We start from the raw sequence: 23,660 nt of genomic DNA on the forward strand, positions 1-23,660 counted from the left end.
GGTTAATAAAATGTTACCAAATACCCTCCAAAAATGACTTGTAAAATGGCAAAGGGGCTTATCTTGTTCAAAAATTACAACCTGAATGGATTGGGAGCATTTACTTTCTTTAAAACGATTTGGAGACACTAACAAAAGGCTGCGAAGGCAACAAGATGAAACGCGTTTAGGTTTTGAAGTGGACTATGACCGAATAATTTTCTCCTCTGCATTTAGGAGTTTGCAGGATAAGACACAGGTGGTTCCCATGCCAATTACAGTAGGTTCGAGAAAAGAATTTGTCCACACCCGATTGACCCATAGTTTAGAAGTTTCAGTCGTTGGGAGAAGCCTGGGGCGTATAGCTGGTAAAATGTTGCTGGAAAAATATCCTAACTTAGAAGAAGAGCACGGTTATCGATTTAATGACTTTGGTGCCATTGTAGCAGCTGCTTCCCTGGCTCATGACATTGGTAACCCACCTTTTGGGCATAGTGGTGAAAAGGCAATAGGGACTTATTTTAAATCTGGGCAAGGACAAAGGCACAAAGTACAACTTTCCGCAAAAGAATATCAAGATTTAATAGATTTTGAAGGTAATGCCAATGGATTTAAATTGTTAAATGAATCCAGAAACGGAGTAGAGGGAGGGTTAAGGTTGAGTTATGCCACCTTGGGTGCTTTTATGAAATATCCAAAAGAATCTTTACCTAAAAAGCCATCCAAGAATATTATTGACAAGAAGTTTGGTTTTTTTCAATCCGATAAAGAGTTTTTTTTGAAGGTAGTAAATGAATTGGGTTTAAAACGAAATGATAACAACCCAGAAATAGGATATTATCGCCATCCACTAACCTATTTAGTAGAGGCAGCTGATGATATTTGTTATACTATAATTGATTTTGAGGATGGAATAAACCTTGGTTTTATTTCTGAAGAATATGCTTTGGAGTATTTGATTAAGTTGGTAAAGGATAATATCAACACAAAAAAGTATCAAGCTATGACCTCTATGAGTGATAGGTTGAGTTATTTAAGAGCACTTGCTATTAGTACTTTAATAAAAGATGCAGCTCGCATTTTTGAAGAAAACCAAACTGAGATATTGAGAGGACAGTTTGAAACCGCTTTATTGGACAAAAGCGCTTATAAAGCCCAAATAGCTGACATTATCAATCTAAGCATCCAGAAAATATATCAATCTCCTGAGGTTTTGGAAAAAGAGCTCGCTGGGTATAAAATTATCTCAGATATTCTAGAAGTGTATACTGAAGCGTTAATCAACAGAAAAGAAAATAAGGAAACCAACTATGATAAATTATTAATCCGTTCTTTACCGGAGAAATATCAGAATACAGCTGTTTCAGTATATGAAATTTTGCTTAATACCAGTTGTTTTGTAGCCAGCTTATCAGATAGTGCTGCCGTTTATATTCATAATAAGCTAATGGGCAAGCAATTGTAGTTAGGTTGGCTTAAAAGGAATAGTTAAAACCTACCCCTAAAAACTGTTTAAACTGGATTCGTGGTTCTCCTGGATCTATTACAGTACCATCATCGGCCACAACCTCATCAAATTTAATATCGTCATCATAAATAAAATGTGTGCCAATATTGGCCTTTACATTCTCATTTACGGTAAAGGTAAAAGCCAGTTCCCAGTCGAGATCAATGTTTCCAAAACTTCTTAAATAATCTGTATATAGGCTTATACGGTGATTCAAGGAGATGTTTTTAAACACTTCTTCCTCCCAAGTATTAGTAACTAAAAAACCAATCTCCATAAAAACGTTTTTTCCTGCATCCACACCAAAAGCACCCAGCTGTGAAAGTCTATCATCTAAAACAAAAGTTGCTTTTTGAGTGAATGGGGAAATATATAGATTGAATTTTTTTGCTTCGGGAATGTAAGAAGTACCAGCACCTAAAAATAAATACCCAGGTGCCATGAACCTTGATATTGGTGTAGTTCTATCGGGATATTTAAACCCATTTGAAAATTGGGTATTGAAATTCATTTTTACCGAATAATACCAATTGGTAATTGTGTCTTTTCGAAAGCCGAACGTAGAAGAGAGTCGTATAAAATCGTCTGTTTTTCGCAATTTTCTGCCTTCTTGGGCATTAATGCCGTAGCGAAAGCGTAATTCATTGTCCCAATTGATATATCTAAATTTATAATTTCGAACAAAATTCAGATTTCCAAGCGCAGAAATGGAGTTGTCTCCACCTGCATTCCAATTTACAAAAGCAACTTCATTGATGTTTATCCCAAAATCATTTTTATTGTCCCAAAAAGAGGTAGGGATAAATTTTTTAGGCTTTTTGGTCAGTGGTTTTGTAGCATTAAAAGAATACTTAGGACTACGGAGTTTTACGCCACGCAAGATATTCTTTATCTTTTTTTGCTCCCATCTAATTACATGGACTTCTATTTCCGAAGTGTCAACAGCAATAGAATCTTGAGCCTTATCTTGTGCAGAACAAATAGTCACACAAAAGAGGAGAATAATTTTTAGTGTAATAAGGTTTCTACAAAATAGTATCAAGATATTTTAAGATTGCTTGGGGATTGAGCCCACAAATATCATACAATTCTTTGATAGTTCCTTGGTCAATAAAAGCATCATCTATACCAAAAACTTTAATATGTGCTTTATAGTTTTTTGTATTGGCATATTCAATGATTGAGCTTCCAAAACCACCGATTTTGCATCCATCTTCTATAGTAATCACATGGTCATAGTTTTTAAATATATTATCCAGCAACTTTTTGTCCAGTGGCTTAACAAATCGCATATCATAATGTCCTATTGTATCTGAATGCTTAATCTCGTTTATGACTTTTTGTATTTGATTGCCAATATGACCCAAAGATAATATAGCAACCCTACTCCCTTTTTTTAGTTCTCGTGCTTCGCCAATCTTAATTTCGGAAAAAGGCTGTTTCCAATCCAGGGTTACTCCGCTGCCTCGTGGATAGCGAATTGCAATAGGGTGTTTTAAACCTTTTTGTGCAGTAAACATGATATTTCTCAGCTCAATTTCATCCATCGGGGAAAAAACAGCAAGGTTTGGAATACACCTTAAATAGGCCAAATCGAAAACTCCATGATGTGTAGGGCCATCTTGACCTACTAAACCAGCCCTGTCCAAACAGAAAATAACAGGCAAGTTTTGTAAAGCAACATCATGTATGAGTTGATCATATGCCCTTTGCAGAAAGGTGGAGTACACATTGCAAAAAGGAACCAAACCTTGAGTTGCCATACCGGCAGCCAAGGTTACCGCGTGTTGCTCTGCAATTCCCACATCAAAAGCCCTATTAGGGAATTCTTCCATCATGTACTTTAAAGAACTGCCTGTTGGCATGGCTGGGGTAATACCAACAATTTTTTTATTTTTTTTTGCTAACTCTACAATGGTATGACCAAATACATCTTGATATTTAGGATGCTCTTTTGATGAGTTCTTTTTTTGAAGCTCACCAGTTTTTTTATCAAACTTACCTGGAGCATGATAAATAACCTGATTTTCCTCTGCTTGTTTTAACCCTTTGCCTTTGGTGGTTATAATATGCAAAAGTCGAGGACCTTTGACCAACTTTAAGCGTTCCAATTCTTCTAGTAAAAGAGGTAGGTTGTGTCCATCAATTGGTCCAGAATAATTAAGGTTTAAGCATTCAAAAATATTTTCATCTTTTGCCGTGCCCTTTTTTACGTTAGTAAGATATTTTTTTAAAGCACCAACGCTTGGATCAATCCCTATTGCATTGTCATTTAGAATTATAAGCACATTAGCATCGGTTACCCCTAAATGATTAAGTCCTTCAAACGCCATTCCACTAGCGATTGAAGCATCACCAATCACAGCTATATGTTGTTTGTTTAAATCTCCCTTCAATTGAGAAGCCATTGCCATACCAAGAATGGCAGAGATAGAAGTAGAGCTATGGCCTGTGCCAAAATCGTCATATTCACTTTCACTTCGTTTAGGGAAACCACTAATACCATTAAGTTGTCTATTGGTCTCAAAAATTTCTTTCCTACCAGTCAAAATTTTATGACCATAAGCTTGGTGGCCCACATCCCAAATCAACTTATCATTTGGTGTATCAAATACATAATGCAATGCAATAGTTAATTCTACAACGCCTAAACTAGCTCCTAAATGTCCTTCTTTGGTAGATATAATGTCAATGATAAAACTGCGGAGTTCTTTGGACAGTGAACTTAGTTGACCTTTTTCTAATTGTTTTAGGTCAGCAGGGGAATTAATCTTATCTAAGAATTTAGGCTTCATTTAATACATTGCTGTGAATTGCAAAACTACACTATTTGGAGTTTGACAATGACTTAATATTGGTTTCACAACAAAGTTTTCCCCCAGTTTAGCCATCGTAATAGTTTTATGGAAACAATTAAACAAATCATGAAAAACTATTTAAAAACACTCGCCTTAGCTACATTGGTAATTTTTGCCGCATGTTCTAAGGATGAAACTTCTGGTACTAATGACCAATCCATTGAGGATTTGGAAAATACACCATTACAAGCAAACGATGTTGCAGACAATGTAGTCATCCAAGGGGGTACAAAAAATGATGGGACACCACCAACACCTAACGAGTTGATTTCTTTAGACGTTTCTTCATCTAGTACTATTGCATTATTGGGAGAGGGGTTTAACGTTTCTATAAATTCAGATGCTTCTGTGACTGGAGCATATTTACAGTTTAAATCTGATGATGGTACCGTTTCTGATAGCTATTACGACATCGATTTAAATGCAAATTCAACAACTGCCAAGTCAATAAGAAAATTATTTGGCCCAAAAAAGAGTAAAACTTCACTTACTTCTAAGGAGGATGAAACCACTTTAGATGTAGATTTTAATGCTAATATTGAACCAGGTACATTTTGTTATGTAATCTGCGTTTATGATGCTGAAGGTAACATTAGTGCTCCGCAGGAAGTATGTGTTACCGTTGAGGCTTGGGGAGGAAACTCCGAAGTGGTTGGAAAATGGAATTTTGTAAAAGAAGAGGAAACATACTCTGGTGAGACCAGTGTTAGCGTAGTAGGAGAAGAGTCTTGTTCTGAACCATTTGAATTCTTCTGTGACAATCAAAATATGTTGCAGTTGAGTTATGCATGCTACACTACAGGAGATGCATTTATTAGATTTAATGAAGAAGGAAGTTTTGAGTTTGAATCCAATGATAGCTCTAAAGTATTAGACCAAGAGGCTTCAGCCTCTGAGTGTGCTGGTATTTATGATGAATTTGAAGATAATTCTGTTGGAAGCGGGCAATGGGCTTATAATTCTGACACTCAAAAATTTATCCTAGTAATTTACCAGGTAGAGTACACATACAATGGTGAAACAGAAACTTATACGTACGAGCCAGGTGAAGCAGAAGCCTTTGTGGAAACTGATGGATTAAGAGTAGAGGGCAACTTTTTAGTATATTCTGAAGAATTTGAAGAGGAGGAATATTCATATAAAGTTTACTACGAGAAAGAATAATAACAACCAACTAACCAATAGAGACCCTTTGTGAAAGCAAAGGGTTTTTTTGTGTAGAAGAGTTATAATAATTAGTATTGTGAAATAAGTATTACTATGGTTGAGCCTTTTGATGATAATTACTTCATGAAGAAAGCCTTGCTAGAGGCTGAAACAGCTTTTGAACAGGGAGAGGTGCCAGTGGGAGCAGTAATTGTTGCCAAGAATAGGATTATAGGTAGGGCACACAACTTAACGGAGCAGTTGCATGATGTTACTGCACATGCTGAAATGCAGGCTATTACTTCTGCGGCGAATTTTTTAGGAGGGAAGTACTTGACTGGTTGTACGCTCTATGTTACTTTAGAACCTTGCCAGATGTGTGCAGGGGCTTTGTATTGGAGCCAAATTTCTAAAATAGTGTACGCAGCTTCTGATTTTGAGCGGGGATATAGTGTTATGGGAACCTCTTTGCATCCAAAAACGGAAGTGGTCTCTGGTATTATGGCTCGGGAGGCCTCAGAATTATTAAAAAGGTTTTTTATCCAAAAACGGAATTTAAACTAAATAAAAAACCCAAGCTTTGGCTCGGGTTCTAAGTTTAATCAAGTAAAATATTTTTATCAGATTACCTGCACTTGTGCAGCAACCATCCCTTTTCTTCCTTCTTCTTCTTGGTACTCTACTTTGTCGCCTTCGTTTAATTGAATGCCGTTCAATGCCGTAGCATGAACAAAAATGTCCTGTCCGGTGTCATCATTGGTAATGAAACCAAACCCTTTAGATTCGTTGAAAAATTTTACTGTTCCAGTCATTAATAATAGATAATTGTTGAATCTCTAAGGTACTATATTTCTCCAAGAAGCGTATGGAATGGCCTCTAAATCTGATGATTATTATTGATTTTCAGTATTTTGACGCTCTTTACTTTGCATTTTTTCAATATTTTCTTTGGTCAACATATAATCCTTCATTTTCTTTCCTTTACTTTCCTTGAGCAAGAACAAAGGCATTGCAATTAAAAAAAGCCCAACGGTACCTGAGCCAATAAATTTGTTCCCCAAAAGTTCATCGTTTTGTTTAATGGTGAAGCCATATATGATGGATGCAAAAGATGCTATAACTATTAATACTATAATATGTTTAAACTTCATTTCTAACTGGAATAATTAATTAACTTTCTTCTATAGGCGGTCAATAGCTTAGACTTTGAAATGAAACCCAAGTATATTCCATTTTTTATCACAGGCAAATTCCAGGCACCACTTTCTTGAAACTTTTGCATCACTTGCTTCATGGAATCTTCCGAATAGAAAATATACTCAGGAGGGGCATGCATTAAATCAGTAACAAAGGTAGTGTCGTAGACTTCCGTATTAAACATAAATTCCCTAATATCATCTAAAAGGATGATACCAACCATTTTCTTTTCCTTATCCAAAACGGGAAAAATATTTCGTGTGGATTTGGAGACAGATTTATGCAACATTTCTCCTAAGGTCATTTCTGGGCTAACTGTTTTAAAGTTAGTTTCTATAACATCGTCCAGTTGCATCAGTGTAAGAACGGTTTGGTCTTTATTATGGGTTAATAAAGCACCTTGCTGAACTAATTCCTTGGTATAAATCGTATAGTCCAAAGTATTTTTTGTGATTAAGTATGAAATGGATGCTGTTATCATTAAGGGGACAAAGAGCTCGTAACCACCCGTAATTTCAGCAATAAGAAATATAGCAGTTAGTGGAGCATGAATTACACCAGCAATAAGTCCGGCCATGCCTATCAAAGTGAAATTGCTTTCAGAAACTTCAAATCCAAAACCAAGGTTGTTTACCACTTTAGCCATTACATTACCCAAGGCGCTCCCCATGACCATGGTTGGAATAAAAACTCCACCAGCTCCACCTGCAGCAAAAGTTGTCGTCATGGCAATAGCTTTAAATACAGTTATGCCAAATAATAATAAGATTACAACCCAGATATTATCCAAATAAGTATCAAAAGGGGTTTTGCCTAAAGCGTCAATATGATTGCCATCTAAAAGATTATTGATAAATCCAAAGCCCTCACCATAAAGCGGGGGAATAAAGTAGAGCATAATTCCTATGGCAATTCCGCCAACCAGGAGTCGATATTTTGGACTTTTTAGGGGTTTAAAAATTTTAAGTATTCCAAAATACATTTTAGTAAAATAGATGGATGCAAAAGCAGTTCCTATACCTAAAAGAACATAAAAAAGAGTATCGTTTAATTCAAAACCTTCAGTTAAGGAAAAATTGAACAAAACTTCATTTCCTAAGAAGAAATAGGAAGTCAACACCCCAGAAATGGAAGCTAATAATAATGGAAGAACGGAGAGCATGGTAAAATCCAAGCTAAAAACTTCCACAGCAAAAACTATGGCTGCAATTGGGGATTGAAAAATGGAAGCAATAGCACCAGCCGATGCGCAAGCAATTAACAATGAACGGGTTTTGGCATCAATATGAAATAAACGGCTTATGTTGGAACTTAGCGCAGAACCTGACTCAACCGCAGGTCCTAAAAGACCTACAGAACCACCAAAACCTACGGTTAAAGGAGCGGTGATTAAAGGAGTATATATTTTTTTTATGCTTAATAGGCCTTTGTTTTTCGATAAGGAAAAGAGAATTGAAGAAACAGCATGCCCTAGAGGATGCTTGTGCACATATTTTACGTATAGAAACACCAAGGTCAACCCAATTACAGGAAGAATAAAATATAACTGATTCTCGGAAATAACTATCCCCTTATCTAGAGAGGAGCGTATAAAAAAGGTGAGGTTTTTTAGGGTAACAGCAGCGAGACCAGCAATAAGCCCAATAAATAGGCTCATTACATGCACAAAGGTTTTATTGGAGATATTTTTATACCTCCATTTGAGAAACTTTTTTAGCAAGCCTTTGGTGTTAGGCATATGAATTAAGATTCTTAATAAAAGTATTAAAAATCAAGTAGCAAAAGGTTCTAAAAGAACCTGAGTTATAAATCTAATTTTAAATTCAACTCCTTTAGTTGCTCTTCATCAAGATTTGCTGGTGCATCAATCATAACATCCCTACCACTATTATTTTTGGGGAAAGCGATAAAATCACGGATGGTTTCTTGTCCTCCTAGTATTGAAACCAACCTATCCAATCCAAAAGCAATACCGCCATGTGGTGGCGCACCATATTGGAATGCATCCATTAAGAATCCAAACTGTTCTGTTGCTTCTTGAGGAGTAAACCCTAAATGTTTGAACATAATGGCTTGAGTTTCCTTATCGTGAATACGAATAGAACCACCACCAATTTCATTTCCATTAAGAACCAAATCATAGGCGTTTGCTTTCACCTCTCCGGGTTTTGAATCCAACAATTCTAACTGACCAGGTTTAGGTGAAGTAAACGGGTGATGCATTGCATGGTAATTACCTGTTTCTTCATCCAGTTCCAACAATGGAAAATCAATAACCCAAAGTGGAGCGAATTCATCAGCTTTACGCAAGCCTAGACGTTCTGCCATTTCCATTCGTAGGGCACTTAACTGCGTGCGTACTTTATTCTTATCACCAGAAAGCACACAAATTAAATCTCCCGGCTTAGCTCCGGTAACCTTGGCCCATTTTGCCAAATCTTGTTGGTCATAAAACTTATCTACAGAAGATTTATAAGAACCATCTTCATTGCACCTGCAATAGACCATTCCTAAAGCACCTACTTGAGGCCTTTTTACCCAATCCACAAGTTTGTCAATCTCTTTTCGGGTATGATTATTCCCACCTGGTACGGCAATTCCAACAACTAATTCTGCAGAATTAAAGACATTAAAATCTTTATGTTGAGCAACTTCATTTAATTCACCAAACTCCATTCCAAAACGGATATCGGGCTTATCGTTTCCATAACGTTTCATGGCCTCATCAAAGGTCATTCTTGGGAAGCTATCAACCTCCGCCCCCTTAATTTCTTTAAGCAGGTGTTTAGTTAATCCTTCAAAAGTGTTTAGAATATCCTCCTGTTCCACAAATGCCATCTCGCAGTCAATCTGGGTAAATTCAGGTTGCCTGTCAGCTCTTAAATCTTCATCCCTAAAACACTTTACAATTTGGAAGTACTTATCCATACCGCCAACCATCAGCAATTGTTTAAAGGTCTGTGGGGATTGTGGTAGGGCATAAAATTGACCTTCGTTCATCCTGCTCGGAACTACAAAATCACGAGCTCCTTCAGGGGTAGATTTTATTAGATAAGGAGTTTCCACATCTATAAAACCTTGATCAGACAAGTACTTACGAACTTCCATGGAAACTCTGTGTCTAAAGACCAGGTTTTCTTTTACAGGGTTTCTCCTAATATCCAAATAGCGATATTTCATTCGCAAATCTTCGCCACCATCGGTTTCATCTTCAATTGTAAAGGGAGGGAGCAAGGATTCATTAAGAACGTGAAGTTCCGTAATCAACACCTCAATCTCACCAGTAGGGATATTACTGTTTTTAGATGCGCGTTCAATAACCTGTCCTTTTACTTGGAGCACAGTTTCGCGACCTAAAGATCTAACTTGTTCCAAAAGTTCTTTTGCCGTACGGTCTTCATCAAAAACTAGTTGGGTTATACCGTACCTATCTCTAAGGTCTATCCAAGCAACAAAACCTTTATCCCTAATTTTTTGAATCCATCCACTTAAAGTGACTTCCGTTCCTATGTGTGAAGTATTTAATTCACCACAAGTATGACTTCTATACATCTACTTTTTTTCTAGGCTGCAAAGGTAATGAGTTCATAGGTTTTCATCATAAAGAATATTGTTTTGGTTTTTTTGATAAACATATTTTCCAGATACAAGTTTTAGAGCCGATGTTTACCATTTATCCATATTTTAGGACCATTTAAAGGTTTATTATTCAAGTTAAATATTCTTTGTTTAAAATATAATTCGTTGAAAATCAATTTTATAAATCTTTAATGTAAATTTAATGTAAAGTAAACGTTATATAAATATGTTTTTAAAGTAAAATAAATGTATATTTGTATCGTTAATGTAAAGGAATAGAATCTTAAATCCCAGAATGATGAAGAAAACGATATTAATTTTAGCAGTTCTATTTTCAGCTGCAATTTCAGCTCAAGATATAAAACCAACTTTTGAAAAAGAGGGTAAAATAGTAAAGGCAACTTACTTCCACGACAATGGGGAAATTGCACAAACTGGTCATATTTTAAATGACAAATTACACGGACAGTGGTTTATGTACGATACCAATGGTAAAAAGATTGCTTCTGGTAAGTATGTGAATGGAAAAAGAGAAGGAAAATGGTTTTTCTGGAAAGGTGATATTTTGAAAGAAGTTGATTTTGAAGATAATAGAATTGCTTACGTAAAAGATTGGAACAATTCTCAAGTAGTGTCTGTAGATAAGTAACAGCCATTACTTTAGATATAAAAGCCCCGTGATATTTTTATCACGGGGCTTTTATTTTTAGAACATTAAAGATTAAGCTGCCATACCTATTTTTTCTTCGTTCGAAGTATTTTTCTTATGACTCCCTTTAATCCTAAGCTTTAGGCGATATACAATGTTGAACAATACTGGAACGATAATTAAGGTCAGGAAAGTAGCGACAATCAATCCAAAGATTACGGTCCAAGCCAGAGGTCCCCAGAAAATAACATTATCCCCTCCTACATAAATCTGTGGGTCAAACTGTCCAAAAAGTGTGATAAAGTTAATGTTTAAACCTGTGGCCAACGGAATCAATCCTAGTACTGTTGTGATTGCGGTTAATATCACAGGTCTTAATCTGGCTTTTCCTCCTTTGATGATTATATCGGTCACCTCTTCACGAGTTAGCAGTTCACTATCAGAAATACCTAGATTTACCTTTTTACGATCAATCAATATTTGGGTATAGTCGAGCAGAACCACCCCATTATTTACTACAATTCCTGCTAAGGAAATTATGCCCATCATCGTCATCATAATTACGAAAGGCCACCCTGTGGCAACAATACCTCCAAAAACTCCAATGAAACTTAAAAATATGGCCATCATAATAATTGCAGGCTTGGAAATACCCCCAAATTGGAAAATCAAAATGAGCATGATCAATCCTAAGCCAGAGAAGAAAGCGCCCATTAAAAAGGCTTGCTGTTTTGCTTGCTCTTCGAGCTCACCGGTATAGTCAATTTTGACTCCAGAAGGCATACCCTTAAAGTTTTCCATTTCTTTCTTGATTTGGTCAACTATAATGTTGGCATTACCACCAGGCTTTAAGCCCGAATATACGGTTACGACACGTTGCCCATCTATGTGTTTTATTGCATTAAACGAAGACGTGTTTTTTCGTGTCGCTACCGCGGAAATGGGAATTTCTTTGATTTGCCCTGTGGCGGGATCTCTAAAAATCATGTTTTGGTTGAACAAGGCACTGGTATTGTAGCGCAAATCTTCATTAAAGCGCACATTGATATCATAATCCTCACCATCTTTTTTATAGACACCTGCCTTATCGCCAAACAGTGATCTACGCAATTGTTGCCCTACTTGCCCAACAGATACCCCAAGTTCACCAGCTTTTTGTCGGTCTACAATCACCTCCATACCCGGACTACTTTTGTTGACATCAACCTTTAGGCCTTCCATACCATCAATACTTTTTGAGTTGATAAAGATGCGCATCCGCTCAGCAACATTAATCAAGGTATCATAATTTTGACCTATCAGCTCAATATTTACGGGATAACCTGCAGGTGGTCCCACAGCGTCTTTCTCCACAGAAATGGTAACTCCGGGATATACTTCGGCTAATGCATTTTGTATGCGAAGCCTCAATTTTTCAGTGTCTAAGCCTTCCCTGAACTTAAATTCTTGCATAGAAAGCGTAATCTTACCGCGATGTGGCATCTCCGCTGCTGAGCCTCCTTCTGTGAAAGGGTTTTCTGCTCCTTTACCTACTTGGGAAACCCCAGTGTCCACTAAATAGTTGTCACCATCATCTTTTAAATATTGTCCATCATCTACGATGTCGTACACACGCTGTTCAATATCCTTGGTAAGGATGTTTGTCTTTTCAATATCGGTGCCTTGAGGATATTCTATATACACGTAGATTTCCTTAGGGGTGTTATCAGGAAAGAATTCCACTTTTGTGCGTTGACTTCCTACTGAACCACCAAAGGTCATAAACGCAGCTACCAATAGAAGCATAGTAACACCAAAGTACCAATACACATTTTTGCCACGAAGTGCATGTTTCAAGCGTTTTTCATACCAGTTTTCCAGTTTAACCAAGCTATTTTTTTGGAATCGAGTTGACCAAGGCTTTAGGAAGTATTTGTAAATCCAAAATAAAATAGCAACAACTATCATTAGTGTTCCCAAACCTCGGAGAGGACCTCCCAACAGTAGAATGAATAATCCAAAACCTCCTAGTAGAACGCTAATTCTAATCAATTGCTTTCTGCTCAAGTTTTTTTCGCCAACCTCCATAAACTGAGACACCAACATTGAGTTCATAAAAATTGCAACAAACAAAGAGGAACCCAATACAACTGAAAGTGTAATGGGAAAGTAAATCATAAACTCACCCATGATACCTGGCCACATTCCCAATGGAACAAAGGCTGCAACAGTAGTCGCAGTTGAAATAATAATAGGGATGGCAATTTCGCCAATTCCCTTTTTGGCTGCTTCCTTTCGTGACATACCTTCTTGCTCCATTAAACGGTATACGTTTTCAACAACAACAACCCCATTATCAACAAGCATTCCCAACCCCATAATGAGTCCGAAAAGAATCATAGTGTTAAGGGTATAGCCCAATGCCGAAAGAATCATGAAAGACATAAACATGGACATAGGAATAGCAAACCCAACAAAGAGCGCATTTCGGAATCCTAAAAAGAACATCAACACGGTTACAACCAGAATGATTCCGAAGATAATATTGTTCACCAGGTCATCAACTTGATTTAAAGTGGTACTGCTACTGTCGTTGGCAAAAGTTACTTCTAAATCTTCTGGGAGAATATCTTTTTGAGCCTCCGCGACAATGTCACGAATTTTTTCAATGGCAATCACGTCATTTTTACCCGACCGTTTTTTAATGTCGAGCATGACCACGCTTTCACCCATTTCACGGGCATAGGTATTTTTGTCTTCTTCTTCAAAAGTGACTTTGGCAATATCCTTTAGGTAAACCGTTCCGTTTTCGGATTTTACCACAAAATCATCTAGTTCAGAAGGCTTCTCTATTTCACCGGTAATACGTATGGTTCTTCTTTGTCCACTTGTAATCAGGTTACCGGCTGACATGGTCATATTGCCATTACCTATCGCCTGTATAACATCATCGAAATTGATTTTAGCAGCCATCATTTTATTGATATCCACAGCAACTTCAACTTCTTTTTCTTGAGCTCCTCGGATATCAACCTGCTTGATTTCCTCTAGATTTTCAATCTCATCTTCAAGATATTCAGCAAACTCCTTTAATCTTTCAACAGGATAATCCCCCTTTAAATTTACGTTTAGAATAGGGAAGGATTCAGCTAGATTCAGGTCAAAAACATTAGGTTCAACCTTAGCGCCATTAAAAATGGGCCAATCTTCACCAGCTTTTTCAACATCTACCTCATCTTTTACCTCTTGCTTGGCATTTTCAACGGTAATGTTTTCATCAAATTCAACTACGACCATGGAGTAATCTTCTTGCGAAGTGGAGGTCATCTCAACGTAATTACTCACGTTCTTTAGTCGCTCCTCCAGAGGGTCGGTTATTAACCGTTCCATATCCTCGGCAGTATTTCCGGGATAAATGGTACTTATATAAATCTTAGTCTCAACGGCTTCTGGGAATTCTTCCCTTGGCATTGCGAAATAGGATGAGATTCCAATGAAAAGGAAGATACCTATCATCACATAAATAACCGATGGATTATCTATCGCCCATGAAGAGAGCTTAAACTCTTTGTTGGCATTTTTTTTGGCTTTGTCCATAATCTATTTCTTGGCAGTATTTTGAGAATTTAGAACTTTTACTTGTTGATTGTCGCGTACACTTCGTGCTCCCTCGACAATAATATCGTCGCCTGCTGAAAGTCCGGATAGCACTTCAACATAGTCTCCTTGTGTTTTACCCAATTTTATAATTGCTTTTTTGGATATGACTTCGTTTTCAGAACCATTTTCTTTGGTTAAATACACATACTGCTCACCCAGTGCATTTTCAGATACCACACTCTGAGGAATTAAAATCGCCTCATCACTGGTATAATCATTGATTTTGGCAATTGCAGTAAGGTTTGGTTTTATTTTTCCTTCTTTGTTGGGAACAGGAATTTCAACACTAAACGACCTGTTTCCTGGATTGATAAAGTTCCCTGTCTGCCTAACTTTTGTTGTTACGCTATCACCCAAAACAGGGAAGTATACTTGAACCATTTTACCCGGTGTAACATTGGCTAAATGTGCTTCTGGCACTTCTACTTCAATGTACATATCACTAAGGTTTACAATTCTAAAAACTTCAGAACCTGGTCCAGGGCTGACCACGGTACCCTGATCTTTGATTACATCGTCAACGATGCCTGAAAATGGTGCACGAATAGAAGATTTACCCACTTGACTTTGTAATTGTTTTACTGCACTTTTTTGTGCTTCGTATTGCGTTTTTGCCTGTAGGTACTGTATTTCTGAACCTATATTTTGATCCCACAATCGTTTTTGGCGTTCAAATGTGGTTTTTGCTAGTGCTTCTTGGGTTTTTAACTGCGCCAATTGACTTGAAAGCCCACCATCATCGATAGATGCCAAGAGCTGTCCTTTTGAAACCCGTTGCCCTTCTTTGACATAAACACGATAAAGTGTTCCTGCCATTTCTGGGTAAACCAAAACATTTTGGTCGGTCATCACATCCCCCTGTAATTCCAAATAATGATGGAACTCTTGCTTTTCCACTTTCATGGTAGACACCAAGGGCAGTTTGGCATTATCATCTAATTCACTTATAGCAGAGTCCAATTGTTTGACCTGGTCTTCCAAGGCTTTTAACTCTTGGTTCATTTCCGTTCTTCTGGTGCGCATAGCTTCCAAATCTTTTCCAGAAATAATGTCTTCAACAGAGCCACTAGCACCTCCGCCACAAGAGGCGATTAAGATAGCTAAGATTGATAGTTGGATTATTTTTTTCATTGTCTTTATATTTAGTAGTTGATGAGTTTATTGATTTGTATTCAAAATATTCTCCAATGTGGTCTTGCGATTAATAACGTCTACCATGGATTGTAAATACTCTTGCTGTGTTGTATAAAGTTGTGTCTGTGCTTGTCGCAGTTCAAAGCTGGTCGCCAAGCCTTCAGAATATTTTATCTGATTTTTATTTTCGATACGTTCCGCTAAATTGAGATTATCTTTTGAGGTTTGGTATTGCTCAATAGCAAGTACATAATCACTTTTTGCACTTTCATGTTGTAGTCGAAGTTGCGATTGCGCTTGGGTTAACTGTGTTTTCGCTTTTTCAAAAGCTATTTTGGCACGTTGTGTAGACGCACTTCTTCCCAATGAGCTAAAGATGGGGATACGTAAATCCACCCCTAACGTAGAAAAACCGAACCAATCTTGACCACTATCAAAAAAGGTAAAGCTATCGCCAAAAGAAATGCCACCGTAATTGACAAATGCATTTAGGGTAGGCAAGGCCCTGCTCTTTGCCAGTTTTAGTTCTAATTGGCGCTGCTCATTTAGGTTTTTAACGATTTTAAAATCAGTGTTGTCCTCCAAAAGGAACTGGGAGTCCAGCAATCCAAAATCAATTTGTTTTTGAGTAAGCTCATCAAGATTTTCTGTCAAAATAGTGGGGTTATCCAAAGGAAGCCCCATCATTAAGTTCAACATTTGCACAGTGATTTTCTCCAATCTCCTCGCATTTTTTAGTTGATTATCAATTGATGATAAGGTTATCTGTAATTGATCAACACTTTCTTCATCACCAAGGCCGTTCTCAAAGATTTTTTTGGTCTCAAATAGGTTATCTTCAAGCGTTTTTTTGTTTTTTTCTAAGATGAGTACATTCTCTTTGGTCAACAGTACATTGCCGTAAGCTTCTACCACAGCTGTTTTTACCTCTAAACCATTTTTCTCTTTGGCATTTTTGCTGTACCTAAGAAATGCTTGGGTTGCTTGTATGCCCACTATGTAAGATCCATCAAAAATTTGCTGATTTAGCGTTGCGGTAGCGTTTAACTGTTGGGGCTGACCCAATGGAGTTTCAAAAAATGTACCTGGTTCTTGACCGGCAATTTCACCAGGCAGCTGGACTACTTGCTGTTTTAATTGATTTTGATAGGAAACCGCTCCACTGATTTGAGGTAGGCCAGTAGCAATGGTCTCCCATTTTTGCTTTTGGGCATCAACCAAATCACGACTGGCATTTATCGCATCATAATTATGCTCTAGCGCATAGGCGATAGCCTCATCTAGAGAAAATGAGTTGTTATTTTCTTGCGCCAACAAAGGCACTGACCACAATAACTGAATTAATAATAGTTTTGTTAGTGTTCTCATTTATTCTTGGTTTGAATTGATGATTTCGTTTAATATTTTTCGCCCTTTTGGGGTTACTATTCCACGCAAATGGTATTCTAGATAATAGTCTTCAAGCTGTATTTTGGTGAACATAGTATTGGGGAAAAGATCATGGTCACCTAGACTTATGGCTCCGGCAAAATAAATCCGTGCTACAAATTCAACATCGATGTTTTCACGATAAATACCAATTTCAATTCCTCTTTTTACATTGTCCACCACACAGTCCTGCATTATACAGAACTCTTTGCTTTTAAGGGTTTCAAAGATTTTTGGATAATACTTTTGAAGCTGGTATTGCGGTGAGGCTTTCTCGTCCTTAAGACGAGACATTACGAACTTTTTAATTTCATAAAGCTCTTCAATCGGGTTTTTCCGGAGGGATATGATATGGTCTATACCGTTCGAAATCTCCAAAAAAAGATTCATTGTTGTTTCTTGTACCAATTTTGTCTTATTCTCAAAATGGGAATAGATAGTCTTCTTGGAAATACCCATCTCGTTGGCCAAATCGTCCATGGTGACGCTTTTAAATCCTAGGTTTAAAAAAAGATCTGTTGCCTTGTGTAAGATTTTTTCTCTCATATACGAGGGGCAAATGTAAGATGGAAACTTTAAAAACAAAAAAAGTTTCCAAAGTTTTACATTTTTTTAACGAAGTCTTAATTTTTAACTTTTTTTATCACAAACTTCTGTATTATGACGATTTTGGGATTCAGAATTGGACTGAATTGTAGAATTCTTGTTTAAACTCCAGAAAAAAGCTTTGTGTTGATACTTGGGTTTTCGATCAAAGGGCACTTTTTCTTCACCTTTCATTATGCTTTATTTTCATTTTCCGTACGGTTGATATAATCCTGATAAGCTTTTTCGCCTTCTTCTTTCCAGAAAGCATCATAATGTTTCCAATCTGAAAAATCATTTCTCCAATTACATTTGTTTTTTTCAAATCGTTTCTTTCTTTTTCTCTTTTTACCACTTGGTCCATCAGAATCACCAAATCCAAATCCAAAGATTATTTTTGCCAGTACAATAAGACCTAGCGCTTTCCAATATCCTATGGTTGGGAGGCCAAAAAGCTCTGGCATTAACCAATTCCACAACAGCATAAACACATAATTCATAAGTAATAAGAATGCAATGCCAAGAATGATAAAAAAGAATATTTTAACCACTTTGGTCACATAGTATTCTGCTTTGTGCGCCATGCGTTTTTCTAAATGATTTTTGTAATCCATAATTTTTAATTTTATTTTTTTAATTCTAGTTTTTTAAATAATATCGATAAGGCCCGATGCCTTCTAGACATTAAAGTCCCTTTTGCTATTCCCGTTTCTTCAGAAATTTCGCGATACGAGTAACCTTCAAAGTCAACGGCTATTATGATATCCCGATAAGCAGGCTTTAATTGTAGGATGGCTTTTTGTAGGATATCCTTTAAATCCTCAGGATATTCCTGATTGGTACCCCCATAAAATAGCTCCGCAAATTCTGTCCATGATTGCTCTAAGGTCTTTTCATCATAAACCCGCTCCTTCTTTACACGCATTACATCAATAATCTTATTTCGTATTGCACTATAGACAAAGCCAGCAATATTGGTTATTGGTAAAGCATCTTTAGGTCTCGAAAATATTCTCAAGGCAACATCCTGTATAATATCGTCGGCATCACTTTCTGAGGTATGCTCAATTTTTGAACGCACGTAACCCTTGAGCGAATTATACTCTTCTTTAAAGAAGATGTTTAGGTTGTTGTTTTCTTTTCGAGAAACCATTAAAGGTTTTTTCTATTGGTCTTCAGTATTAAAGACGAAGGTTTTTGAATCTATTGCATTTTTTTAAAAGCAAACATTCAATTAGACTATGATAGAAGCTATTTGTAACAATGAATGTATTTTTGTTGAAAACCATAGCATGCATTCCATAGAATTCTATCGAACAGAGTTCATCAATCATCTTCAAGTTAAGGACATTGTAAAAGACCCCAAAAATCTATATGAACCTGTAAGCTATATTTTAGGGCTGGGAGGTAAGCGATTGCGACCTGTACTTACTTTACTGGCCACGGACCTATTTGGAGGAAACTATAAAGATGCTTTAGATGCTGCTATGGCAATAGAGGTGTTCCACAACTTTTCTTTGGTACATGATGATATTATGGACGATGCTCCTTTACGAAGAGGTAAAACCACTGTTCATGAAAAATGGGATGTGAATACTGGTATTCTTTCGGGGGATGCAATGCTTATAAATTCGTATCAATTCTTTGAAAATTATACCCAGGTTAAATTCAAAGAACTGGTCCAACTTTTTAGTAAAACGGCTATTGAAGTTTGTGAGGGACAACAGTATGATGTAGACTTTGAAACTAGGGATGATGTTACTATACCAGAATATCTAAAAATGATTGAGTACAAGACAGCAGTTTTGGTTGCTACGGCAATGAAGATGGGAGCTATTATTGCTGGATCATCCAAAGAAAATCAAGAGCTTATTTATGGGTTTGGAAAAAACCTAGGTATTGCTTTTCAACTGCAAGATGATTATTTGGATGCTTTTGGTGACCCAAAGACTTTTGGGAAACAAATAGGTGGGGATATTATAGAAAACAAAAAGACATTCCTTTACTTAAGAGCTTTGGAATTAGGTGGGAGTAAAGAAAAGGAAACCTTATTGCATTTATATTCCATTGAACCTACCGATCCTGCCGAAAAGATTGAAGCTATAAAAAGTGTTTTTAAGCAAAGCGGTTCAGTAGATGAAACCGAAAAAGAAATTGAAAATTACACCCAAAGAGCATTCGCTAACCTTGAAAAAATTAACTTGCCAAAAGCACGAAAAGAAGTTCTTAAGGTTTTTGGTGAAACTTTAATGAAAAGAACGGTTTAGTTTTCTTCTATAGAAATTGAAAAATTATCAAGGTAAATTGTCAAGTCCCCTGTATCCGGATTGGCAGTTGCACCAACCTGGATTCTTTCATAAACTACAGGTTCCTGAAGTTCAAAATCGATATTATTTTCTGCAAAAACATCTCTAAATACTTTGGCGTTTGGCATATTCATTCCGTTTTCAGAAAGTATAAGATTTTCATTTATAAACAATAGATTGGTGCCATCTTCATTTGGGGATAAGTTTAATTCCCACCTTACAGTAACCCATTCTTTTCTTGGAAATTTAAAGGATGACTGTCTTAAGGTTGTACCTGCAATTTTCCCCCTTTCTATGCTTAAATAATCATCACCCCCAGACATCATTAAACGAATTCCTGGGCATTTATTGTCGCCATCTACAGAGGGATTCGCATCCACTTCTGGATCCCAACAAGAACAGCATTCCAAATCCAAAAGAAAAAGATTTTCAATGTTTATATCGGAATCAATATAAAAGTCAGCTTCGATAATCACTTTACTATTTGCAGGAGCAATAAACCCTCCCTTTTCAATATCAGCTTTGGATAAAATTTCATCAGATTGTCTGGATTGGATAACAAGTGATTGATTACCTTCACTTACTATATTGGAAGAAAGCTCTAAACTATTTGTAGCGCTATTTGGGCTTATTAATTGTATGGTTGTCCATCTGGAATTATCATTTGGGAACAGTAAAGAAAAGTCAGTTGAACTTGTCTCAAAACCGTCTTCAAATATAAAATTAACATTATTTTCAAGGTTTTTCTCTTGCTCTGAGTCATTGGAACAAGAAAACACTAGAAAAATCACCGGTAATAGAAATAAAAGCCTCATTAGAAGATAGTTTATGTGTAAAACGAAAAATGGTCGTTGATAGTATTAGAGCAAACGCTTAAATAAAGCTTTAACAAAGGGCCATTTTGGGCAAGCCCAAATTAGTTGCAGTTCTTCCCAGAGAGTAGTTTCCTCATCCAAGAATTTTAATATTAATTGCGGCTTTCTTTTTTTGAACATAGCTTCAAAAATTGGACCACCTAAATGATTATCGCTTTGTAAAATATCTAACAACAATAAATCATAGTACCAAAAACGTGATTTCTTTGAAAATTTGGACAAAGATTTTCCAGATTTTAGATAGTGAACCAGCTCTTTTACTTTTTTGGTAGAACTGTAGAAAGTATATCCAGTACTTGATTTTGCCCATCCTCCGGCAATACCAATGTTCAAAATATGGTCAGTGTTGGCTTCGGAAAAGTCAAAACAAGTCATGGGAATATTACCTTGTTCAACCTCAGTAATTTCATAATTGGGCACTAGCAGCTTTTGCTCTAAATAATCTTTAATGGCAGCTTCGTATTCTTTTTTTTCTAAAGTTCTTTCAGAAAAAAGGGTGTATTCTACTAAAGCTTCAGTTTCAGAGAAGGGAAGTACGTACATAAACCGGGTGTTCCCTTTTTGTGGAATGGAAAAATCCATAAAGGTGGCTTCCTCTTTTTTAAATACCTTTTTATCGGTTTGCACAAACCAGCCCAAAAAGTGCTGCTGTAATACAGGATATTTCTTCTGACTTAAAGTCTTCTGATAATCGAAAATACTATTGAACACCTGCCTTCCCACAAACTGATTGTTTTGAGTGCTTACAACAACTTGATTATCTTTTTCAATCACTGAAACAACCTCATCTTGTAAAAAAGTAATATTGGAGTATGCTTTTATTTTGGTCAAATAATGATTGTAGAAGTCAATCCCCTTGAGCATTTTGTAGGTATAGGGTGCAATATTTGATGATTGTTTCAACCCTTGTCCTGCGAAATAAATTTTGGGCCATTTTTTATGAATGATGCTATCAAAATCACCAATTCCTTTTTCCCAAAAGCACCAAGTACGGTCATTTGTTTTTTTGGCATCCTTATCTAAAATTAAAATGGATTTATCAGCAAAGAAAGAATCTTTGCCCATGGTGTTTGCCAAAAGCAGCCCTGAAGCACCTGCACCAACAATAATATAGTCGTAATGGGACATTCTTCAAATTTAAGCATTGAGTTGCCTATACCTAATGACATTAAAGAAAAGAAAATGAATTATCTTGAAGGAAAAATTAAAATTCCTATGAAAAAAAGGATATTGTTCACCATTTTATTGGGGGGACTTTTTATACTGGCATGTTCTGATGATGAAACTCCAAATAATCCTGATTCGGAAGTAATAGAATCCATTAATGTTCAGTTGAACCCATCTGGTTATGCTCCATTAACCGCAATCATAGAATTACAGACAAATCAAGGAGTAGGTATAGAGCTTACCGTTGTTGGAAAAAATGGAGACGCATCTTCAATCACTCATCGATTTGATGAGCGAGGAAGTTCTTTTGATCTGGAAGTCCTGGGCTTATATCCTGGTTTTACAAATACTGTTGAGCTAAAATTATTGGATGCTGGCAACAATATATTGGAAACACGTGAAGTAATTGTTCAAACAGATCCAGTCATAGCGGATATGCCACAAATTACTATTGATGTTGCATCAAATTCTAGTGGACCAGAATTCAATTTTGTAAACTATTTTGGGTTCAGTCAAAATTTTAGACCACAACGGCCTTTTATTTTTGACCAGTTTGGTGACATCCGATGGTATTTAAACTTTGTATCGCATCCCTCACTTTCAAACCTGTTTTATGATAACGGGATGACACGCCTTGCCAATGGTAATCTTTTAACCGGTGACGGTTTTACGGGTAATATTCATGAGGTTGATATGATGGGAAATCTAATTAACACTTGGAGTTTGCAAGGTAATGGCTTTCACCATCATGTTATTGAAAAACCTGACGGTAACCTTTTGGTGACCATTAACGATGCCAGTAAATCTACTGTTGAAGATGTTGTGATCGAGATTGATAGAAATTCAGGTGAGTTTGCCAATACTTGGGATTTAAACAATTTATTGGATAATTCGCGTAGAGCATGGCCTACAGATTTGGCCGATTTGAATATTGATTGGTTTCATGCAAATGCCATTGAATATAGTAGTCAAGATGATGAAATAATTGTGTCTGGAAGAACACAAGGCATCGTAAAATTGAATGCTCAGAATCAGGTAAGCTATATTTTAGCACCTCATCGAGAATGGAATACATCCGGTGATGGTGTGGAATTAACACAGTTTTTATTGACCCCCTTGGATGTCAATGACCAAGAGATAACAGATGCTGCTATTTTGGACGGAACCGCCAATCATCCAGATTTTGAATGGTCTTGGTACCAACATTCCCCTATTTTAATGCCTAATGGCAACCTCATGGTTTTTGATAACGGGGATAATAGAAACTATGCTAATGCCGGACCCTATAGCAGAGCCGTAGAATATGAAATAGACGAAGTGAATAAAACCATTAAGCAAGTGTGGTCCTATGGGAAAGATAGAGGAGAGGATACCTACGCAAGAATAGTATCTAAAGTAAGCTATGTAGCGGAAAACAATTCCGTTCTCTTCACTCCAGGTTCAGCTGTAAATAATGGAACGGCTGCAGGAAAAATTGTAGAATTGGATTATAGTACTAAGCAGGTGATTTTTGAAGCTACTGTTACACCTCCCAACACAGTATTTAACATCAGTTTTCACAATGTTTTACGTATGCCGCTTTATGACTAGGCTGATTTTTTCATACTTCTT

20 protein-coding genes are annotated in these 23,660 nt (G+C 36.7%); 6 read left to right on the plus strand and 14 right to left on the minus strand.

Features of this window, described 5'->3' with window-relative positions; translation table 11 throughout:
* Nucleotides 1–85 precede the first annotated feature (85 nt).
* Nucleotides 86–1,444: a dGTP triphosphohydrolase gene (dgt, locus tag AACP56_RS07845; RefSeq protein ID WP_339335699.1), complete on the plus strand. Its 1,359-nt coding sequence runs from the start codon at nucleotides 86–88 to the stop codon at nucleotides 1,442–1,444.
* Between the two features lie 10 nt (nucleotides 1,445–1,454).
* Here dgt and AACP56_RS07850 read toward each other — a convergent pair whose 3' ends face one another.
* Together AACP56_RS07850 and AACP56_RS07855 are read right to left on the minus strand one after the other, a co-directional pair.
* Nucleotides 1,455–2,528 (minus strand): DUF3078 domain-containing protein, encoded by a 1,074-nt coding sequence (locus tag AACP56_RS07850; protein ID WP_339335697.1) that lies wholly within the window; start codon nucleotides 2,526–2,528, stop codon nucleotides 1,455–1,457.
* Entirely contained in the window at nucleotides 2,512–4,281 is a 1,770-nt protein-coding gene (locus tag AACP56_RS07855; protein ID WP_339335694.1) for a 1-deoxy-D-xylulose-5-phosphate synthase, read from the minus strand. The genes AACP56_RS07850 and AACP56_RS07855 overlap by 17 nt, the downstream gene beginning before the upstream one ends.
* A gap of 129 nt (nucleotides 4,282–4,410) precedes the next feature.
* Here AACP56_RS07855 and AACP56_RS07860 point away from each other — a divergent pair, with 129 nt between their 5' ends.
* Together AACP56_RS07860 and AACP56_RS07865 are read left to right on the plus strand one after the other, a co-directional pair.
* The gene (locus AACP56_RS07860) at nucleotides 4,411–5,508 is read left to right on the plus strand and encodes a hypothetical protein (protein WP_339335692.1); all 1,098 of its coding nucleotides are present in this window, start codon (nucleotides 4,411–4,413) and stop codon (nucleotides 5,506–5,508) included.
* A 96-nt stretch (nucleotides 5,509–5,604) separates the two neighbouring features.
* Nucleotides 5,605–6,054, plus strand: a complete 450-nt coding sequence (locus AACP56_RS07865) for a nucleoside deaminase (RefSeq protein WP_339335690.1) — start codon at nucleotides 5,605–5,607, stop codon at nucleotides 6,052–6,054.
* Between the two features lie 56 nt (nucleotides 6,055–6,110).
* Here the strand turns inward: AACP56_RS07865 and AACP56_RS07870 are convergent, their stop codons facing one another.
* The 4 genes from AACP56_RS07870 to aspS all read right to left on the minus strand — a co-directional run bounded on the left by AACP56_RS07870 (nucleotide 6,111) and on the right by aspS (nucleotide 10,239).
* The gene (locus AACP56_RS07870) at nucleotides 6,111–6,302 is read right to left on the minus strand and encodes a cold-shock protein (RefSeq protein WP_339335688.1); all 192 of its coding nucleotides are present in this window, start codon (nucleotides 6,300–6,302) and stop codon (nucleotides 6,111–6,113) included.
* An 81-nt stretch (nucleotides 6,303–6,383) separates the two neighbouring features.
* Nucleotides 6,384–6,641, minus strand: coding sequence for a hypothetical protein (locus AACP56_RS07875; RefSeq protein WP_339335686.1), 258 nt, complete (start codon nucleotides 6,639–6,641; stop codon nucleotides 6,384–6,386).
* A gap of 2 nt (nucleotides 6,642–6,643) precedes the next feature.
* A complete protein-coding gene (locus tag AACP56_RS07880) occupies nucleotides 6,644–8,425 on the minus strand; it encodes a chloride channel protein (protein ID WP_339335684.1) in 1,782 nt (593 codons plus the stop codon).
* A 65-nt stretch (nucleotides 8,426–8,490) separates the two neighbouring features.
* A complete protein-coding gene (gene aspS / locus AACP56_RS07885) occupies nucleotides 8,491–10,239 on the minus strand; it encodes an aspartate--tRNA ligase (protein ID WP_339335682.1) in 1,749 nt (582 codons plus the stop codon).
* Nucleotides 10,240–10,564: 325 nt separating this feature from the next.
* On the opposite strand from aspS, the gene AACP56_RS07890 reads away from it, so the two are divergent.
* Nucleotides 10,565–10,915, plus strand: a complete 351-nt coding sequence (locus tag AACP56_RS07890) for a toxin-antitoxin system YwqK family antitoxin (protein ID WP_339335680.1) — start codon at nucleotides 10,565–10,567, stop codon at nucleotides 10,913–10,915.
* Between the two features lie 72 nt (nucleotides 10,916–10,987).
* Here the strand turns inward: AACP56_RS07890 and AACP56_RS07895 are convergent, their stop codons facing one another.
* The 6 genes from AACP56_RS07895 to AACP56_RS07920 form a co-directional block, all read right to left on the minus strand.
* Nucleotides 10,988–14,491: an efflux RND transporter permease subunit gene (locus AACP56_RS07895; protein WP_339335678.1), complete on the minus strand. Its 3,504-nt coding sequence runs from the start codon at nucleotides 14,489–14,491 to the stop codon at nucleotides 10,988–10,990.
* A gap of 3 nt (nucleotides 14,492–14,494) precedes the next feature.
* The gene (locus AACP56_RS07900; RefSeq protein ID WP_339335676.1) at nucleotides 14,495–15,685 is read right to left on the minus strand and encodes an efflux RND transporter periplasmic adaptor subunit; all 1,191 of its coding nucleotides are present in this window, start codon (nucleotides 15,683–15,685) and stop codon (nucleotides 14,495–14,497) included.
* A 27-nt stretch (nucleotides 15,686–15,712) separates the two neighbouring features.
* Nucleotides 15,713–17,056, minus strand: a complete 1,344-nt coding sequence (locus AACP56_RS07905) for a TolC family protein (protein ID WP_339335674.1) — start codon at nucleotides 17,054–17,056, stop codon at nucleotides 15,713–15,715.
* Entirely contained in the window at nucleotides 17,057–17,662 is a 606-nt protein-coding gene (locus AACP56_RS07910; protein WP_339335672.1) for a TetR/AcrR family transcriptional regulator, read from the minus strand.
* A gap of 233 nt (nucleotides 17,663–17,895) precedes the next feature.
* A complete protein-coding gene (locus AACP56_RS07915; protein ID WP_339335670.1) occupies nucleotides 17,896–18,315 on the minus strand; it encodes a hypothetical protein in 420 nt (139 codons plus the stop codon).
* 11 nt (nucleotides 18,316–18,326) lie between these two features.
* Nucleotides 18,327–18,854, minus strand: coding sequence for an RNA polymerase sigma factor (locus AACP56_RS07920; RefSeq protein WP_339335668.1), 528 nt, complete (start codon nucleotides 18,852–18,854; stop codon nucleotides 18,327–18,329).
* Nucleotides 18,855–18,993: 139 nt separating this feature from the next.
* Here AACP56_RS07920 and AACP56_RS07925 point away from each other — a divergent pair, with 139 nt between their 5' ends.
* On the plus strand, nucleotides 18,994–19,968 hold the full coding sequence (locus AACP56_RS07925; protein ID WP_339337018.1) for a polyprenyl synthetase family protein: 975 nt from the start codon (nucleotides 18,994–18,996) through the stop codon (nucleotides 19,966–19,968).
* Here the strand turns inward: AACP56_RS07925 and AACP56_RS07930 are convergent.
* Together AACP56_RS07930 and AACP56_RS07935 are read right to left on the minus strand one after the other, a co-directional pair.
* The gene (locus AACP56_RS07930) at nucleotides 19,965–20,822 is read right to left on the minus strand and encodes a hypothetical protein (protein ID WP_339335666.1); all 858 of its coding nucleotides are present in this window, start codon (nucleotides 20,820–20,822) and stop codon (nucleotides 19,965–19,967) included. The genes AACP56_RS07925 and AACP56_RS07930 overlap by 4 nt on opposite strands.
* A 45-nt stretch (nucleotides 20,823–20,867) precedes the next feature.
* Nucleotides 20,868–22,010 carry a lycopene cyclase family protein gene (locus AACP56_RS07935; protein WP_339335664.1) on the minus strand — a complete coding sequence of 381 codons (1,143 nt, stop codon included), beginning with the start codon at nucleotides 22,008–22,010 and terminating at the stop codon, nucleotides 20,868–20,870.
* An 87-nt stretch (nucleotides 22,011–22,097) separates the two neighbouring features.
* On the opposite strand from AACP56_RS07935, the gene AACP56_RS07940 reads away from it, so the two are divergent.
* Nucleotides 22,098–23,639 carry an aryl-sulfate sulfotransferase gene (locus AACP56_RS07940; RefSeq protein ID WP_339335662.1) on the plus strand — a complete coding sequence of 514 codons (1,542 nt, stop codon included), beginning with the start codon at nucleotides 22,098–22,100 and terminating at the stop codon, nucleotides 23,637–23,639.
* Nucleotides 23,640–23,660 lie beyond the last annotated feature (21 nt).

The organism is Croceitalea sp. MTPC6 (assembly GCF_036985525.1).
Lineage (GTDB): Bacteria > Bacteroidota > Bacteroidia > Flavobacteriales > Flavobacteriaceae > Croceitalea.